Below are 15,374 nucleotides of genomic sequence, written 5' to 3'. Positions count from 1 at the left end.
TCACCCCTGGGGGTGAGTCAGCTGCCGGGAAGTTCGAGGTCGCTCTTGTTGAGCTCCTCGATGTTCACGTCCTTGAAGGTGAGCACGCGGACCTGCTTGACGAACCTGGCCGGCCGATACATGTCCCAGACCCAGGCATCGGCCATGCTGACCTCGAAGAAGACCTCGCCCTGGACCGAGTGCACCTGCATCTCGTAGTCGTTGGTGAGGTAGAAGCGCCGCTCGGTCTCGATCACGTATTTGAACAACCCGACGACGTCGCGGTACTCCCGGTAGAGCTTCAGCTCCATCTCGGTCTCGTACTTCTCGAGGTCCTCGGCGCTCATGGCATGTTCCCCTTCAGCCGTGCGTCCACCTATTGTGCGCCAGTCGGCCGCACCCCTAAACGATTTCCGGGGCGAGAACCACCGGTGCACTCGGAGGTCCCTCGTCGAGCAGCGTGCGCAGCAGCTCGGCGAGTCTGGTCGGGTACACCGTCTCACGGGCCGCTGACAGTTCGGCGGAGGTCCACCATCTGAGGCCCGCGAGGCTGCGGGTCTCCAGCTCCGTGAGGGCCTGGGGGCGGGGCTCGGTCGCGGTCCGGCGGATGCGGGCCAGGTAGTACCACTCGTCCTGGTCCCAGCGGCGTCCGTCGAAGGGGAAGGAGCAGTACCGCTGCCACAGGACGGGCCCGAGCTCGGCGTCGGTGATGCCGGTCTCCTCGGCGAGTTCGCGCAGCGCGGCCTCCGCCCGGGTCTCGTCGCCCTCCAGACCGCCGCCGGGGGTGAACCACCAGGTGTCGGCGGGGTCGTCCGGTTCGTATCCGTGCATGAGCAGGATGCGGTCGTCGGGGTCGAGGAGGACGACCCTGGCCACCTGGCGCACGGCGGGGTCCGCCTGCACGGCGGGTTGCACCTGCACGGCGGGTTCCGCCGGAACGGCGGAGGCGTGATCCGTCATGTCCCCACCTTCTCCCCCGCGGGCGACCCCGCGGAAGCCCCCGGCCCGGACCGCTTCCCGGACCCCGTCCCGCCCGGGCGCCGTGTCAGCAGGCGCGCCACGGGTCCGTAGGCGGCCCCGGCGAGGATCAGCGCGGTCCCGGCCGCGATCGCCGTGAGGAGAGCCGTGAAGGGCCCCGGTCGGGAGGCCCCGCCCGGCAGGGCGGCGAAGCCCTTCGCGGGCTGCAGGAGGCCCTCGAAGGGCCAGGCGACGGCGTCGACCCTGCCGACGACCGCGGAGCGGGGTACGGATCCCTGCCCTGCCTCCTCCATGTGCGAACGGGAGTCGAGCGAGGTGTGGCGGTCGTCGCCGAGCAGGAAGAGGTTCCCCTCGGGCACGGTCACGGAGAACTCCTGCCCGGAGGCGACAATGCCGCCGCCGGGTCCGGGGCGCAGATAGGGCTCGTCGACGGCCGTGCCGTTGACCGTGAGCCTGCCGTCCCGGCCGCAGCAGGCGACGGTGTCGCCGCCGACCGCGACGACCCGCTTGACCATCGGGGAGGAGCCCCACAGGGCGTCCGTGAAGACGACGACGTCACCGCGCCGCACCTCGTCGCCGTCGATGCGTTCGGCGAGGACCCGGGAGCCGACGGCGATGGTGGGGGTCATGGAGTCGGAGGGGACGGTGTACGGCTGGTAGACCAGCGCTCCCCAGACGAAGCCCCCGAGGAAGAGCACACAGCCGACGGCCACGGCCAGCCCCGACAGCACGCTGCCGAGGCGGCCGTGGCCGCCCGCTGCACTTCTGTTTCCGCTCATGCGCACCCCAGAGGTCTGTCGACGGTCCGGGACGGCAATCTACCCGCGGGTCACTACTCGGCGGTATGCCCAGCCGTGCGCTTCTTCCGACGCCACAGGACCAGCGGAAGCGCGCCGGCCAGACCGGCCGCTCCCAGCGGTGCGGCGGCCACGGCCTGGTTGAGGGCGGGCTGGTCGAAGACTGCGGGCACCGGGAGGGTGGCCCAGCGGGTGACGGGCCAGGCGATCACCACGGCGCGGCCCACGACCTGGTCGTTGGCGACGGTGCCGCCGCCGGGGAGCTGCTGGTGGAAACGGGAGTCCAGCGAGTTCTGCCGGTTGTCGCCCATGACCCAGATGCGGCCCTCGGGGACCTTGATCGGGCCGAAGGAGTCCTGGCAGGGCACGGAGCCGGGGTAGAGGTACGCGCTCTCGTCCAGGGCCACGCCGTTGAGGACGACCTTGCCGCCCTCCTTGCAGGAGACCGTGTCGCCGCCGACCGCGATGACCCGCTTGATGAGGTCCTTCTCCTCGGCGGAGGGCATGAGGCCGATGAAGCTGAGGAACTTCTGGACGACGTTCGGGTCGGGGGTCTCCTGGCCTTCCAGCCAGCCGCCCGGGTCGTGGAAGACGACGACCTCGCCGCGCTCCGGCTCGGAGCCGAACCACGGGGTGAGCTTGTCGACGAGCACCCGGTCACCGCGCTGGAGGGTGTTCATCATCGATTCCGAGGGAATCGAGAACGCCTGCACCAGGAAGGTCTTGATCAGGAGCGCGAGCACCAGGGCGATGCCGATGAGGAGCGGCAGTTCCTTCCAGAAGGAACGCGGCTTCTTCGGGCTGCCGCCCGACCTGCCCGCCGCCTCGCCATCCCCGTCGCCGTCGTCGTGCGCCCGCTCGTCATCCGTCACATCGTCACCCGTCACGTCATCGCCGATGGCCTCGTCGGCCCTCTTCTCGGGCTCATCGTGTCCGGATCGTGCGCCGACGGCCAAATCCCCCACATCAACTCCTCACTCCGTGCGATCGCCTGCCCCGGAACAGGGACAGGCCCACCACTCCCATAACGAGCAGAAGTTCCGCAGGGGTCGGGAGCCCGGGCAATCCGTTCAGATCGCGCGGGGCAACACTATGCGACAGACCGAGCGCGGGCTCGGAACTCGCACGCCCGTCCGGTACGGCGGCGAAGGTCTGCCGTTCTTCCAGGCGGCGCCAGTTGCCGACGGGCCAGGCGATCACGACGGCACGCCCCACGACCTGCTCCTCGGAGACGGTGCCGTGGTCCTTCTCGTCGAGGTGGAAGCGGGAGTCGGCCGAGTTCGACCGGTGGTCGCCGAGGACGAAGATCCGGCCCTCCGGGACCTTCACCTCGAAGGGGATCGTGGACGGCTCGTTCCCGGGGTGCAGGTACGGCTCGTCCAGGGGTACGCCGTTGACGGTGAGCCGACCGTCCTTGCCGCAGCAGCGGACGGTGTCCCCGCCGACGGCGACGACCCGCTTGATGAGGTCGCGGTCGTCGGCGGAGGGCAGCAGCCCGATGAAGGTCAGGGCCTGCTTGACCTGCTTGACGCCGACGGGGTCCTCGGCGGCCGGCGCGGCCTCCTTCTGGAGCCAGTTGCCGGGGTCCTTGAAGACGACGACGTCACCGCGCTGGGGCCGGGAGCCGAACCAGGGGGTGAGCTTGTCGACGAGCACCCGGTCGTCGATGCGGATCGTCTGCTCCATGGACCCGGAGGGGATGACGAACGCCTGGACCAGGAAGGTCTTGAGGACGAGCGCGATAAGCACGGCGACGGTGACGAGGATCGGGATCTCGCGGATCGCTGAGCGCTGACGGCGGCGCTTGACCTTGCGGGCGAGCCTGCGCCGCTCGGCGCGTCCCGGCAGCGGTGTGGGGCCGGGGCCCTGGGCGGACCCGCCGGGCGGGCGGCCGCGGCTACCCACGGGGGCCCGTGGCGTGCCCGCCGGCCGGCGGGGCCGGCACGGCGTCGAAGGCGCCCGTCGCGGGCACCGTCGACCAGCGGTCCAAGGGCCAGGCGATCCAGTCGGCGCGTCCGACGACCTTGTCGACGGGGACCATGCCGCCGCCGGGGCTGCCGAGGTGGTCGCGGGAGTCGCTGGACTGACTGCGGTGGTCGCCCATCACCCAGAGCGTGCCCTGGGGGACGACGATGTCGAAGGGGACGCCGGACGGACGGTCGCCGAGCATCACGTACCGCTCCTCGACGGGGACGCCGTTGACGGTGAGCCGTCCGTCCTTGTCGCAGCAGACCACCCGGTCGCCGCCGACACCGACGACCCGCTTCACGAAGTCGGTCTCGTCCGGTTCGGCGAAGCCGAGGGCGGCCGCGGCGTCGTGCAGGAGTCCGGTGAGCGGATTGCCGCCGACGTCCTCGCGCACGAAGGAGCCGGTGCCGTCGAAGACCACGACGTCGCCCCGGCGCGGCTCGCTGCCGAAACGGTACGCCAGCTTGTTCACGAGGATCCGGTCGCCGACCTGGAGCGTCGGCTCCATCGAACTGCTGGGGATCAGGAACGGCTGGATCACGAAGTGGCTCAGCAGCAGGAGGAACGTCACACAGGCCGCGCCGAGCAGTCCCGTACGCCGCCAGGAAACGCGCACGGAGCGCGACCCGTCCTCCGTGTCGGTGGAGGGGTCGCGCTCCGTGTGCTGTGCTTCGGTGTCCATCGGGGACAGAGCCTATCCGGCCCGTCTGTGCGAGGACCTCAAGCGTCGCGTGAGCGAAGAGCCGGGGCTCAGCGGTCGCGCTTCTCCTTGATCTTGGCAGCCTTGCCGCGCAGCTCACGCAGGTAGTAGAGCTTGGCGCGACGGACGTCACCGCGGGTGACGAGCTCGATCTTCTCGAAGATCGGGCTGTTCACCGGGAAGGTGCGCTCGACGCCGACGGAGAACGAGACCTTGCGGACCGTGAAGGACTCGCTGACGCCAGCGCCCTGGCGGCGGATGACGACGCCCTTGAACTGCTGGATACGGGAGCGGTTGCCTTCGATGACGCGCACGTGGACGTTCACGGTGTCACCGGCGCGGAAGGCGGGGAGGTCGGAGCGGATGGAAGCCGCGTTGACCTGGTCGAGCAGGGAGGCCATGGAGGTCTCTTTCCTCGCTGATGCCACAGGTCATCAGCGGTACGTTCGGATGTCTGGAGTGCCGTTCGTGCCTGGCGGGCGTCGTTCCCCCTGTGGCAGGGGCGCGCGCCGGACGGACGGCAGCGGCCTATTCTTCCACGTCGGGGAGCCTGCGCCAAAATCGGCCACCGGGCTCGGGCGCCCACCCCATCATGGAGAGGACCTCGCGGTCCTTCTTGTCGAAGGCGGCCGGATCGCAGCGCTCGATGAGGTCGGGCCGGTTGGCGACGGTACGCCGGAAGGCCTCGTCCCGGCGCCAGCGGGCGATCTTGCCGTGGTGGCCGCTGAGCAGGACGTCGGGGATGCCCCGGCCGCGCCACTCGGGGGGCTTCGTGTAGACGGGCCCCTCCAGGAGGTTGGCCATGGCGCCGGGGGCGAAGGAGTCGTCGCGGTGGGACTCGGCGTTGCCGAGGACTCCGGGCAGGAGGCGGGCGACGGCCTCGGTGACGACGAGGACGGCGGCTTCCCCGCCGGCGAGGACGTAGTCGCCGATGGAGACCTCGTAGACCGGCATCCGGGTGGCGTACTCGTCCATGACGCGGCGGTCGATGCCCTCGTACCGGGCGGGCGTGAAGATCAGCCAGGGCCGCTCGGAGAGCTCGACGGCCAGTTCCTGGGTGAAGGGCCGGCCGCTGGGCGTCGGGACGACGAGGACCGGGCCGTGGGCGCCGGCCTCGTAGCCGTCGGCGAGCGTCTCGTCGAGCGCGTCGCCCCAGGGCTCGGTCTTCATGACCATGCCGGGGCCGCCGCCGTACGGGGTGTCGTCGACCGTGTTGTGCCGGTCGTAGGTCCAGTCACGCAGGTGGTGGACGTGGACGTCGAGCTGCCCCCGGGCGCGCGCCTTGCCCACGAGGGAGACGTTCAGGGGTTCGAGGTACTCGGGGAAGATCGTGACGACGTCGAGCCTCATGCGTCCTCACCCGATTCGGCGTCCTCGGCGTCGCGGGACGAGACGATCTCGGCGCGGTCGTCGATGAGGCCGGGCGGCGGGTCGATGACGGCCCGCTGCTCCTCCAGGTCGATCTCGGTGACGATCTCCGAGACGAAGGGGATCATCAGCTCGGTGCCGTCGGGCCGCTCGACGATGAAGAGGTCCTGGGACGGCAGGTGGGAGATCTCGGTGATCCGGCCGATCTCGGTGCCGTCGGCGAGGACGACGTCGAGGTCCATGAGCTGGTGGTCGTAGTACTCGTCCTCCTCCTCCGGCAGCTCCTCGGGGTCGATCTCGGCGATGAGGAGGGTGTTGCGCAGGGCCTCGGCGGCGTTGCGGTCGCGGACGCCCTCGAAGCGCAGCAACAGCTTGCCGCTGTGGACCTTGCCGGACTCGATGGTCAGCGGACCGGCGGAGGCCGGGTCGGTGAGCAGGACGGCGCCGGGGCCGAGCCTGAGCTCGGGCTCGTCGGTCCGCACCTCGACGGTGACCTCGCCCTTGATGCCGTGGGCGCGGCCGATCCGCGCGACTACCAACTGCACTGCTCCACACTCTCCTGTCACACAGCTCGTACGACGAAAACGACAACGGGCCGGGGTGGGCTCTGAAGCCCTCCCCGGCCCGTGCCGGCACATCAATCAACCGATGCGGCCGACTTGTTCAGCGGACCTGGTCCACGTCGACGAGGTCGACCCGGATCCCACGGCCGCCGATGGCGCCCACGACGGTACGCAGCGCACGCGCGGTGCGGCCGTTGCGGCCGATCACCTTGCCGAGGTCGTCGGGGTGTACCCGGACCTCCAGCACGCGGCCACGGCGCAGGTTGCGCGAGGCGACCTGCACATCGTCGGGGTTGTCGACGATGCCCTTCACGAGGTGCTCGAGAGCCTCCTCGAGCATGCTCAGGCCTCGGTCGACTCGGTCGACGCGGCCTCGGCCTCGTCAGCCTTCTTGTCGGCCTTCTTGGCCTTGGGGGTGATGGCCTCACCCTTGTCGTCGCCGCCCTCGAGGGCCTTCGCGAACTCGTCGAACGACGCGCGCTTGGCCTCCTTGGTGGCGGGGACGAGCAGCGCCTTCTCGGGGGCCGGAAGGCCCTTGTGCTTCTGCCAGTCGCCCGTGAGCTTCAGGATGGCGAGGACGGGCTCGGTCGGCTGGGCGCCGACGGACAGCCAGTACTGCGCACGCTCGGAGTCGACCTCGATACGCGACGGGTTGTACGTCGGGTGGTAGAGGCCGATCTCCTCGATCGCGCGACCATCGCGGCGGGTGCGCGAGTCGGCGACGACGATGCGGTAGTGCGGCTGGCGGATCTTACCGAGGCGCTTGAGCTTGATCTTGACTGCCACTGGAGTGGTGTCTCCTGGTCTTGACGTGGTTGGGCACTTTGAGATGCCACGTGGGGTTGCGGTACTCGGATGCCCGATGGACGCGTCAGCCGGAGGAGAGAGGGGTCCTATGCGACTGTCGAGTACAGCTGTCCATTGTGCCACACGCCGCCGGGTCAGCCGGCGGCGCCCACCGTCTCCGGGATGCGGAAGGGTTTGCCGCAGCCGCCGCAGACGATCGGGGCCTGGGCCAGCACGGACGGCACCACGCGGACGTTGCGCCCGCAGTCGCAGACGGCCTTGACGCGAACGCCGCCGCCGGAGGAGCCGTGCCGGGCGGCCGGTCCCCGGAAGGAGCGCTTCGTGTCGGCCGCGGTCGCGACGGTGTGGGCCTTGAGGGCCCGCTGGAGACGCTCGATGGTGGGTCGGTACCGCCGCCGCGCCTCCGGGTTGAGCGTGACCAGGGAGAAGCCGCTGCTGGCGTGTGGCTCCTCGGGGTGGTCGAGCCCCATCTCCTCGGCGATCGCGAGGAATCTGCGGTTGTGGTAGCGACCGGCGCGGGAGGTGTCACGGACCCCTCGGGCGGCGGCGATGCCGTGGACTGCCTCGTGGAGCAGTCGCTCGAAGGAGAGCTCGGCGCCGCAGGCGGACGAGGACTCTCCGATCAGGGACTCGGGCGCGGCAAGATCGGGCAGCTCGGGGTGGTGCCGCTGAATGTCGGCCCACGCCTGTGCCAGCTCTGCGGCGAGAACAGGTGGTGTCGTGCTCACGTCGTGTACAACGAGCCGATGTGCCCCCGGGTTCCATTCCGGGGCATCCCAAATATTTTGCACTTACCCGTCAGTTGCCGTTGATGCGTCCTGACGAGGGCCAGTGCGCCGATCTGCGGAGAAGTCGCGCAGGGGGCGTCAAGCCGGTGCGTAGTGACGCATACGCCCCGGCGCGTAGCTGTGGTGCGCACGCCCCCCAGAGGGGCTCCCGGGACGCCCCGGGACAGGCGCGGGAATCGTTGCAGGGACATTACCGGGTCGGCGCACGCGGGCGCGCACTGGCCCTCCCCCGGGTGAATCCGTGCGGCGCGAGCACTGGACGCGGCGGGGGTTGCGCAGTTCCCTGACTACGGGGGGCTGTCGTCCAGGCACGGATTGGGGCTCTTTCCATGACACCTACGCTCGTCCCGCACCACCCCGCGCGTGACTGGGCCGAGATCCAGGAACGCATGCTCGTCCCGCTCTACGAGGCGGTGTACGACCGCGTCGGCGTGGGTGCCCGGTCCCGGCTGCTCGGCCTCGGCTCGGGCACCGGCTTGGCCCTGCTGATGGCGGCGGCGCGGGGCGCGCGGGTGGCCGGCGTGGACCGGGACCACGCGCGCGTGGAGCTGGCCAGGGAGCGCCTCCCGGAGGACGTACCGGTCGCGGAGGACGCGGCGGACGTGCCGGCGGGCGACCTCCCGTACGACGTGATCACGGCCTTCCACGCGACGGACGGACTGCTCCCCGAGCTGGCGGCGCTCACCCGAACGGCGCAATCGGGCGCGGTCGTCGTCCTCGCGGGCTGGGGGCCGCCGGAGCGCTGCGCCACGGAGCCGGTGCTGCGGGTCGCGGACGGGCTCGCGGACCGGGCGCCGTCGGTACGGGCCGACCTGGACGGCCTGCTGGCCGGGGCGGGGCTCCGGCCGGCCGGTTCTGGCCGGGTGGCATGCCCCTTCGGGTACGCGGACGGGGCGAGCGCCGTGCGGGGCCTGCTGTCGACGGGCGCGTTCGACGAGGCCGTGCGGGCGACCGAGCTCTCTCAGGTGGAGAAGGAGATCGAGGAGGCGCTCGCCCCCTACGTCCGGGCGGACGGGACGGTGTGGATGCCGAACGTCTTCCGGTACGTGCTCGCGCGAGTGCGGTAGCCGTAGCCCCTAGGGGGTGTCCGCCGCGAGCCAGCCGGGACTTTCCGGACACCCCCTAGCTCTCCTCCGCGTCGCGGGTGATGCCGGCCGCGCGGTAGGCCGCGTCCTCCTCCAGGGTCTCGTTCGCGAGGAGGGCGGCGGCCAGGGCGTCCAGCTGGGGTCGGTGCTCGCGCAGCTGCCGTACCGCGCTCTCGTAGCACTCGTCGACGATCCGGCGCATCTCCTCGTCGACGGTGTCGAGGGTCGCGGGGGCGGCGGAGAGGCCGTACGCCTGCTGGGCGTCGCTCGGGATGGCGGTGAGGCGGCCGACGCGCTCGCTCATGCCCCAGCGTCCCGCCATGCCCCGAGCGATGTTGGTGACCTGCTCCAGGTCGCTCTCCGCGCCGGTCGTGACGACCCCGAAGACGACCTGCTCGGCCGCCATGCCGCCGAGGGCACCGATGATCCGGCCGCGCAGGTAGTCCTCGGTGTAGGCGTACTTGTCGGAGTCGGGCGTCGAGAGGGTGACGCCGAGGGCGCGGCCGCGCGGCACGATGGTGATCTTGCGGACCGGGTCGGCGCCCGGCTGGAGCATGCCGAGCAGGGCGTGCCCGCTCTCGTGGTACGCGGTGCGGCGCCGCTCCTCCTCCGGCATCACCAGGGGCCGTTCGGCGCCGAGCTGGACCTTCTCCAGGGCGTCGGAGAGGTCGGACCGGGTGACGGCCTTCTGGTCGCGCTTGACCGCGAGGAGGGCGGCCTCGTTGGCGAGGTTGGCGAGTTCGGCGCCCGTCATGCCGGGGGTCGTCCGGGCCACGTGCTCCAGGTCGACGTCCTTGGCGAGCGGGATCTCCCGGGTGTGGATCCTCAGGATGGCCTCGCGTCCACCCCGGTCGGGCGGGTTGACGTGGACGATCCGGTCGAAGCGGCCGGGCCGGGTGAGGGCGGGGTCGAGGACGTCGGCGCGGTTCGTGGCGGCGAGGACGATGACGCCCTCGGAGCCGGTGAAGCCGTCCATCTCGGTGAGGATCTGGTTGAGGGTCTGCTCGCGTTCGTCGTGACCGCCCATGCCAGAGCCGCCGCCTCGGGCGCGCCCGATGGTGTCGATCTCGTCGATGAAGATGATCGCCGGGGCGACCTTGCGGGCCTCGGCGAAGAGTTCCCGTACCCGGGAGGCGCCCACGCCGACGATCATCTCGATGAACTCGGAGGCGGAGGCGGAGAAGAACGGCACTCCGGCCTCGCCGGCGACGGCGCGGGCGAGCAGGGTCTTGCCGGTGCCCGGAGGCCCGGCGAGGAGCACGCCGCGAGGCATCTTGGCGCCCATGTCGCGGTAGGCCTGCGGGTTCTTGAGGAAGTCGACGACGTCGTTGAGCTCGCCCTCGACCTCGTCGATGCCGGCGACGTCGGCGAAGGTGGTGCGCTTGGCGCCGGCCTCCAGTTCGACGGGTCTGGGCGGGGTCTTGCGGCCGAGCATGCCGCCCGCGCCGCCCAAGCCCGAGCGCATCCGGCGGGCGATGACCACCCACAGGACGACGAGCAGCAGCATCGGCGCGAGCGAGATGAGGAGGTTGGCGAGGAAGCTGCGCTCCTGGACGACCGGTTCGGCGGTGACGGTGACGTTCTGCTTGGTGAGCTGCGCCCATAGGTCGTCGTCGGCGAAGGCGGGACGCTGGGTGGTGAACTTGGTGTAGTCGCCCTCGCCGTCGGGGACGGGCTGCTTGTTCTTCAGCTGCCCCTGGATCGCGTCGCCCTTGGAGTAGATCTTGGTGACGTTGCCGGCGGCGACCTGCTTGTCGAACTCGGTGTACGAGATCGTCGGGCCGTCGCCCTCGTTGAAGAACGACAGCACGATGTTGGCGATCAGGTACACGACGAGCGCGGTGAGGATGAGGCCGCCCCAGCCGCCCGGCATCTTCCGCTTCGGCGAGGGAGGCGGCGGGGCCCCTTCCGAGCGCCAGGGCTGATCGGTCCGGTCGCGCGGGGGTACGGGGTTGGCCACGTGACTCTCCTCGGGGCGGCAGTGGCCCCAGTATCGAAGAGCGGGAGGAACCGGGCATCGCGGGCGGCCCGGAGGGGTGAAAACGAGAGTGAAAAGGGGCCCGGAGCGGTTTGCCACCGCTCCGGGCCCCTCGTCGGACTGCGTTTCAGGCCCGGCCTTCAGGCCCGGCCTCGGCGCTCAGGCCTCAGCTGTCAGCCGTCAGGCCTCAGGCCTCAGGCCTCAGGCCTCAGGCCTCAGCCCATGAACTTCTTGAACTCCTCCGGGAGCTCGAAGTCCTTCGGGCTCTGGCCCGCGGCCGGGAGGCCGAAGGCGCCGCCCTGCTGTGCCTGCTCGCGACGCTCGGCCTCCGCCTGCTCCTCGGCCTTCCGCTTCATCGGGTTGCCGCTCTTGCGCTTGCCCTTGGCCTGCTTGACCTGCTTCTTCTGCCGGCCGGGGCCGCCACCCATGCCGGGCATGCCGGGCATCCCCGGCATGCCGCCGCCCTGGGCCATGCGGGACATCATCTTGCGGGCCTCGAAGAACCGCTCGACCAGGCCCTTCACGGCGCTGACCTCGACGCCCGAGCCCTTGGCGATACGGGCGCGGCGGGAGCCGTTGATGATGGTCGGGTCCTGGCGCTCGCCCGGGGTCATCGACTTGATGATGGCGGCCGTGCGGTCGACGTCCCGCTCGTCGATGTTGGCGATCTGCTCCTTCATCTGGCCCATGCCGGGCAGCATGCCGAGCAGCTTGGAGATGGAGCCCATCTTGCGGACCTGCTCCATCTGCGCCAGGAAGTCGTCGAGCGTGAAGTCCTGACCCTTCTTCGACGCGAGCTTCGAGGCCATCTTGGCGGCCTCTTCCTCGTCGAAGGTCTGCTGGGCCTTCTCGATGAGGGAGAGCATGTCGCCCATGCCGAGGATGCGCGACGCCATGCGGTCCGGGTGGAACGCGTCGAAGTCGTCGAGCTTCTCGCCGTTGGAGGCGAACATGATCTGCTTGCCGGTGACGTGCGCGATGGAGAGCGCGGCACCACCGCGGGCGTCGCCGTCGAGCTTGGAGAGCACGACGCCGTCGAAGCCGACGCCGTCGCGGAAGGCCTCCGCGGTGTTGACCGCGTCCTGACCGATCATGGCGTCGACGACGAAGAGGACCTCGTCGGGGCTGACGGCGTCGCGGATGTCCGCGGCCTGCTGCATCAGCTCCTGGTCGATGCCGAGGCGGCCGGCGGTGTCGACGATCACGACGTCGTAGAGCTTGGTGCGGGCGTGCTCGATCGAGTCCTTGGCGACCTGGACCGGGTCGCCGACGCCGTTGCCCGGCTGCGGGCCGTAGAAGGCCACGCCCGCGCGGTCGGCGACGACCGAGAGCTGGTTGACGGCGTTGGGGCGCTGGAGGTCGCAGGCGACGAGCAGCGGGGAGTGGCCCTGGCTCTTGAGCCAGACGCCGAGCTTTCCGGCGAGGGTGGTCTTACCGGCACCCTGGAGGCCGGCGAGCATGATCACGGTCGGCGCGGTCTTGGCGAACCGCAGGCGCCGGGTCTCGCCGCCGAGGATGGCGATGAGCTCCTCGTTGACGATCTTGATGACCTGCTGGGCCGGGTTCAGGGCCTGCGAGACCTCGAGTCCGAGGGCGCGCTCCTTGACCTGCTTGATGAAGGACCGGACGACCGGCAGGGCGACATCCGCTTCGAGCAGCGCGATACGGATCTCGCGCGCGGTGGCGTCGATGTCCGCCTCGGACAGACGGCCCTTGCCGCGGAGGTTCTTGAAGGTCGCTGCAAGGCGGTCGGAGAGGGTATCGAACACGGCGGTCGCGGATCCTCAGGTGTCGGGGGCGGTCGGATTGCCCTCCAGGGTATCGGGCCGCTCGGAGGATGTGCCCCCGCCCACCGGATCCGGTGGGCGGGAACGGCTCGGTCACGGGGTCAGCGCAGTGCCTCCTCCAGGGTGCGGGCGAGGTCGATGGCCTCCTCGTCCGGGAGCAGGGACCCGTCCGGACGGGTCACGTAGAGGGTGTCGACGGCGTTGGCCCCGAGCGTGGAGACGTGGGCGCTGCGGACCCGTACCGCCGCGCCCTCCAGCGCGCGGCCGATGCGGTGCAGCAGGCCGGGGGCGTCCTGGGCGCGGACCTCGATGACGGTGGCGAGGCGGGAGTCGGCGGCGGCGACGGTGACGCGGGGCGGTGGGGCGGTGAGGCCCCGCCGGCGCGGGTAGGCCGCCTCGCGCTCGGCGAGGCGTGCGGGGATGTCGAGGGAGCCTTCGAGGGCCCGGACGAGGTCGGCGCGGAGGCGGGCGGCCTCGGGCAGGGAGCCGTACTCGGCGGCGACTCGCCAGTCCAGTACGAGCACGCCTCCGGCGCCGGAGCCCGCGCCGATCGCGGTGGGGAGGTCGACGGCGCGGAGCTCGGCGGCGCGGACGGTGAGCCGGTGGAGCGCGAGGACGCCGGCGACGGCGGGAAGGACGCCGGGCCGGTCGGGGAGGGCGATGAGGAGCTCGACGCCGACGGGCTCGGGTTCCTCCGGCTGCGCGCCGACCGGTTCGGTACGCAGGGTGAGGACGGGTTCGCCGGTGCGCAGGGCCTCGATGGCGAGGCGTTCCTGTTCGGCGCTGGGGGCCGCGGCCTCGGGATCGGGGAGGTGCTCCCCCGCGAGGACGCCGGCTACCCGTTTGACCAGGTCGGCGACGAGGGAGGCCCGCCAGGACGACCAGGCGGCGGGGCCGGTGGCGAGGGCGTCGGCCTCGGTGAGGGCGTGGAGCAGCTCCAGGGTGCCGAGGGTGCCGACGGCCTCGGCGACGGACTGGACGGTGGCGGGATCGTCGAGGTCGCGCCGGGTGGCGGTCTCGACGAGGAGCAGGTGGTGGCGGACGGCGGTGGCGATGATGCCGGTGTCGGTGCGGTCGAAGCCGATGCGGGCGGCGAGGTCGCGGGCGATGGTCTCGCCGGCGACGGAGTGGTCGCCCGGCCAGCCCTTGCCGATGTCGTGGAGGAGGGCGGCGACGAGGAGGAGGTCGGGGCGGCCTACGCGGCGGGTCAGGGAGGCGGCGCGTACGGCGGTCTCGACGAGGTGGCGGTCGACGGTCCAGGTGTGGACCGGGTTGCGCTGGGGGCGGCACCGCACGCGCTCCCAGTCGGGGAGCAGGCGGGTGATGATCCCTTCGGCCTCCAGCGCCTCCCAGACCGGCACGGTCGACTCCCCCGCGCCGAGGAGGGTGACGAGCTCCTCGCGTGCCTCGGCGGGCCAGGGCACGGGCAGGGGTTTGGCGGCGGCCGCGAGGCGGCGTACGGCGTGCAGGGAGATGGGCAGGCCGGACTGGGCGGCGGCCGCGGCGGCCCGCAGGGGGAGGACGGGGTCGCGATCGGGTTTGGCGGTGAGCGCGAGGACGACCTCGCCGTCCATCTCGACGACGCCTTCGGTGAGGGGGGTGCGCTCGACCGGCGGTTTCACGCCACCGGCCCGGCCGCCGCCCATCCGGCCGCCGAGGAGGGCCCGCAGCCGGGGCCGGGCCGAGCGGGCCTTGAGGACGCGGTTGACCTCGCGCCAGGTGACGTCGGTGGCGTACGAGATGATCCGCGCGGCCTCGTACACCTCGCGGAGCAGGGTGTCGGCGTCGAGCAGGCCGAGCTCCTGGGCGACCGCGTCCTGCTCCTGGAGGGCGAGCCGGTCGGTGGCCCGGCCGGTCGCGAGGTGCAGGGCGTCGCGGGCGTCGAGGAGGCGGCGGCGGGCGGCGTCGAGGCCCTCGCGGGGGGCGTCGGCGAGCCAGGAGGCGGCGACCGCGCGGAGCACCTGGGCGTCGCGCAGGCCGCCCCTCGCCTCCTTGAGGTCGGGTTCGAGGAGGAACTGGAGCTCCCCCATGCGGTCGGCGCGCTCGCGGCAGAGTTCGTCGAGCTCGGGGAGGCGCCGGGGTGCCTGGTTGCGCCAGTCGGCGAGGACCGTGGTGCGCAGGGCGGCGACGAGGGCGGCGTCTCCGGCGACGTGCCGGGCGTCGAGGAGGCCGAGCTGGACCTTGAGGTCCTCGCCGGCGGTGGTGCGGGCCTCGGCGGGGGTCCGGACGGAGTGGTCGAGGGCGAGCCCGAGGTCCCAGACGGGGTACCAGATCCGGTCGGCGAGGGCGGCGACGGCGGCCTTGTCGGCGCTGCCGTCGTGGAGCAGGAGGAGGTCGAGGTCGCTGCGCGGGGAGAGCTCGGCCCGTCCGTAGCCGCCGACGGCGACGAGGGCGGTCCCGCGGGGTGGTGCGGCGGCGGCGAAGAGGCCGGCCAGCCAGTCGTCGGTGAGCCGGGCGAGGGCGCCACGGCGCGGCGGCCCGGACCGCTCCTTCTCGTGGAGGAGGAGCAGCCGGGCCGCCGCGTAACCGCCGGGTCCCGAGTCTTCGGTCTGTGTACTCGCTTCGATGCTCGTCAC

16 protein-coding genes are annotated in these 15,374 nt (G+C 71.7%); 1 reads left to right on the top strand and 15 read right to left on the bottom strand.

The genetic code is table 11. The features are described 5' to 3' along the window. Positions 1–17: 17 nt before the first annotated feature. The 12 genes from IE124_RS26070 to IE124_RS26015 form a co-directional block, all read right to left on the bottom strand. Entirely contained in the window at positions 18–326 is a 309-nt protein-coding gene (locus IE124_RS26070) for a DUF2469 domain-containing protein (RefSeq protein WP_005311352.1), read from the bottom strand. Positions 327–381: 55 nt separating this feature from the next. Then, entirely contained in the window at positions 382–939 is a 558-nt protein-coding gene (locus IE124_RS26065; protein WP_229832877.1) for an NUDIX hydrolase, read from the bottom strand. Further along, positions 936–1,736, bottom strand: a complete 801-nt coding sequence (gene lepB, locus IE124_RS26060; protein ID WP_189510920.1) for a signal peptidase I — start codon at positions 1,734–1,736, stop codon at positions 936–938. Before lepB (IE124_RS26060) ends, IE124_RS26065 begins: the two co-directional genes overlap by 4 nt. A 53-nt stretch (positions 1,737–1,789) precedes the next feature. Then, on the bottom strand, positions 1,790–2,710 hold the full coding sequence (gene lepB, locus IE124_RS26055) for a signal peptidase I (RefSeq protein WP_189511093.1): 921 nt from the start codon (positions 2,708–2,710) through the stop codon (positions 1,790–1,792). A gap of 10 nt (positions 2,711–2,720) precedes the next feature. Beyond that, positions 2,721–3,659, bottom strand: a complete 939-nt coding sequence (gene lepB / locus IE124_RS26050) for a signal peptidase I (RefSeq protein WP_189510918.1) — start codon at positions 3,657–3,659, stop codon at positions 2,721–2,723. Then, positions 3,652–4,404 carry a signal peptidase I gene (lepB, locus tag IE124_RS26045; protein WP_189510916.1) on the bottom strand — a complete coding sequence of 251 codons (753 nt, stop codon included), beginning with the start codon at positions 4,402–4,404 and terminating at the stop codon, positions 3,652–3,654. Before lepB (IE124_RS26045) ends, lepB (IE124_RS26050) begins: the two co-directional genes overlap by 8 nt. A 68-nt stretch (positions 4,405–4,472) precedes the next feature. After that, positions 4,473–4,823 (bottom strand): 50S ribosomal protein L19, encoded by a 351-nt coding sequence (gene rplS, locus IE124_RS26040; protein WP_189510914.1) that lies wholly within the window; start codon positions 4,821–4,823, stop codon positions 4,473–4,475. Positions 4,824–4,950: 127 nt separating this feature from the next. Beyond that, complete coding sequence (trmD, locus tag IE124_RS26035) at positions 4,951–5,772, bottom strand: tRNA (guanosine(37)-N1)-methyltransferase TrmD (RefSeq protein ID WP_057950514.1); 822 nt, start codon at positions 5,770–5,772, stop codon at positions 4,951–4,953. Beyond that, entirely contained in the window at positions 5,769–6,335 is a 567-nt protein-coding gene (gene rimM / locus IE124_RS26030) for a ribosome maturation factor RimM (RefSeq protein WP_189510912.1), read from the bottom strand. Before rimM ends, trmD begins: the two co-directional genes overlap by 4 nt. Before the next feature lie 118 nt (positions 6,336–6,453). Continuing rightward, on the bottom strand, positions 6,454–6,693 hold the full coding sequence (locus IE124_RS26025; RefSeq protein ID WP_005311361.1) for an RNA-binding protein: 240 nt from the start codon (positions 6,691–6,693) through the stop codon (positions 6,454–6,456). 2 nt (positions 6,694–6,695) lie between these two features. Next, positions 6,696–7,139 (bottom strand): 30S ribosomal protein S16, encoded by a 444-nt coding sequence (gene rpsP, locus IE124_RS26020; RefSeq protein ID WP_030325634.1) that lies wholly within the window; start codon positions 7,137–7,139, stop codon positions 6,696–6,698. Positions 7,140–7,294: 155 nt separating this feature from the next. Then, on the bottom strand, positions 7,295–7,888 hold the full coding sequence (locus IE124_RS26015; protein WP_030551033.1) for a hypothetical protein: 594 nt from the start codon (positions 7,886–7,888) through the stop codon (positions 7,295–7,297). A gap of 389 nt (positions 7,889–8,277) precedes the next feature. Here IE124_RS26015 and IE124_RS26010 point away from each other — a divergent pair, with 389 nt between their 5' ends. Next, positions 8,278–9,015 (top strand): methyltransferase domain-containing protein, encoded by a 738-nt coding sequence (locus IE124_RS26010; RefSeq protein ID WP_189510910.1) that lies wholly within the window; start codon positions 8,278–8,280, stop codon positions 9,013–9,015. Between the two features lie 55 nt (positions 9,016–9,070). Here the strand turns inward: IE124_RS26010 and ftsH are convergent, their stop codons facing one another. The 3 genes from ftsH to IE124_RS25995 form a co-directional block, all read right to left on the bottom strand. Beyond that, positions 9,071–10,993, bottom strand: coding sequence for an ATP-dependent zinc metalloprotease FtsH (gene ftsH, locus IE124_RS26005; protein ID WP_189510908.1), 1,923 nt, complete (start codon positions 10,991–10,993; stop codon positions 9,071–9,073). A 233-nt stretch (positions 10,994–11,226) separates the two neighbouring features. Continuing rightward, positions 11,227–12,780 (bottom strand): signal recognition particle protein, encoded by a 1,554-nt coding sequence (gene ffh / locus IE124_RS26000; protein ID WP_189510906.1) that lies wholly within the window; start codon positions 12,778–12,780, stop codon positions 11,227–11,229. A 119-nt stretch (positions 12,781–12,899) separates the two neighbouring features. After that, entirely contained in the window at positions 12,900–15,374 is a 2,475-nt protein-coding gene (locus tag IE124_RS25995) for a [protein-PII] uridylyltransferase (RefSeq protein WP_189510904.1), read from the bottom strand.

The organism is Streptomyces narbonensis (assembly GCF_014649015.1).
GTDB lineage: Bacteria > Actinomycetota > Actinomycetes > Streptomycetales > Streptomycetaceae > Streptomyces > Streptomyces narbonensis.
Note: the sequence above shows the minus strand (reverse complement) of the source record. Positions and strands in the feature narration are given on the sequence as shown.

Bases quoted from the DNA above. Each gene is read 5' to 3' on its own strand.
- IE124_RS26070 (WP_005311352.1), bottom strand. From the start codon at position 326: ATGAGCGCCGAGGACCTCGAGAAGTACGAGACCGAGATGGAGCTGAAG.
- IE124_RS26065 (WP_229832877.1), bottom strand. From the start codon at position 939: ATGACGGATCACGCCTCCGCCGTTCCGGCGGAACCCGCCGTGCAGGTG.
- lepB (WP_189510920.1), bottom strand. From the start codon at position 1,736: ATGAGCGGAAACAGAAGTGCAGCGGGCGGCCACGGCCGCCTCGGCAGC.
- lepB (WP_189510916.1), bottom strand. From the start codon at position 4,404: ATGGACACCGAAGCACAGCACACGGAGCGCGACCCCTCCACCGACACG.
- rplS (WP_189510914.1), bottom strand. From the start codon at position 4,823: ATGGCCTCCCTGCTCGACCAGGTCAACGCGGCTTCCATCCGCTCCGAC.
- trmD (WP_057950514.1), bottom strand. From the start codon at position 5,772: ATGAGGCTCGACGTCGTCACGATCTTCCCCGAGTACCTCGAACCCCTG.
- IE124_RS26025 (WP_005311361.1), bottom strand. From the start codon at position 6,693: ATGCTCGAGGAGGCTCTCGAGCACCTCGTGAAGGGCATCGTCGACAAC.
- IE124_RS26010 (WP_189510910.1), top strand. From the start codon at position 8,278: ATGACACCTACGCTCGTCCCGCACCACCCCGCGCGTGACTGGGCCGAG.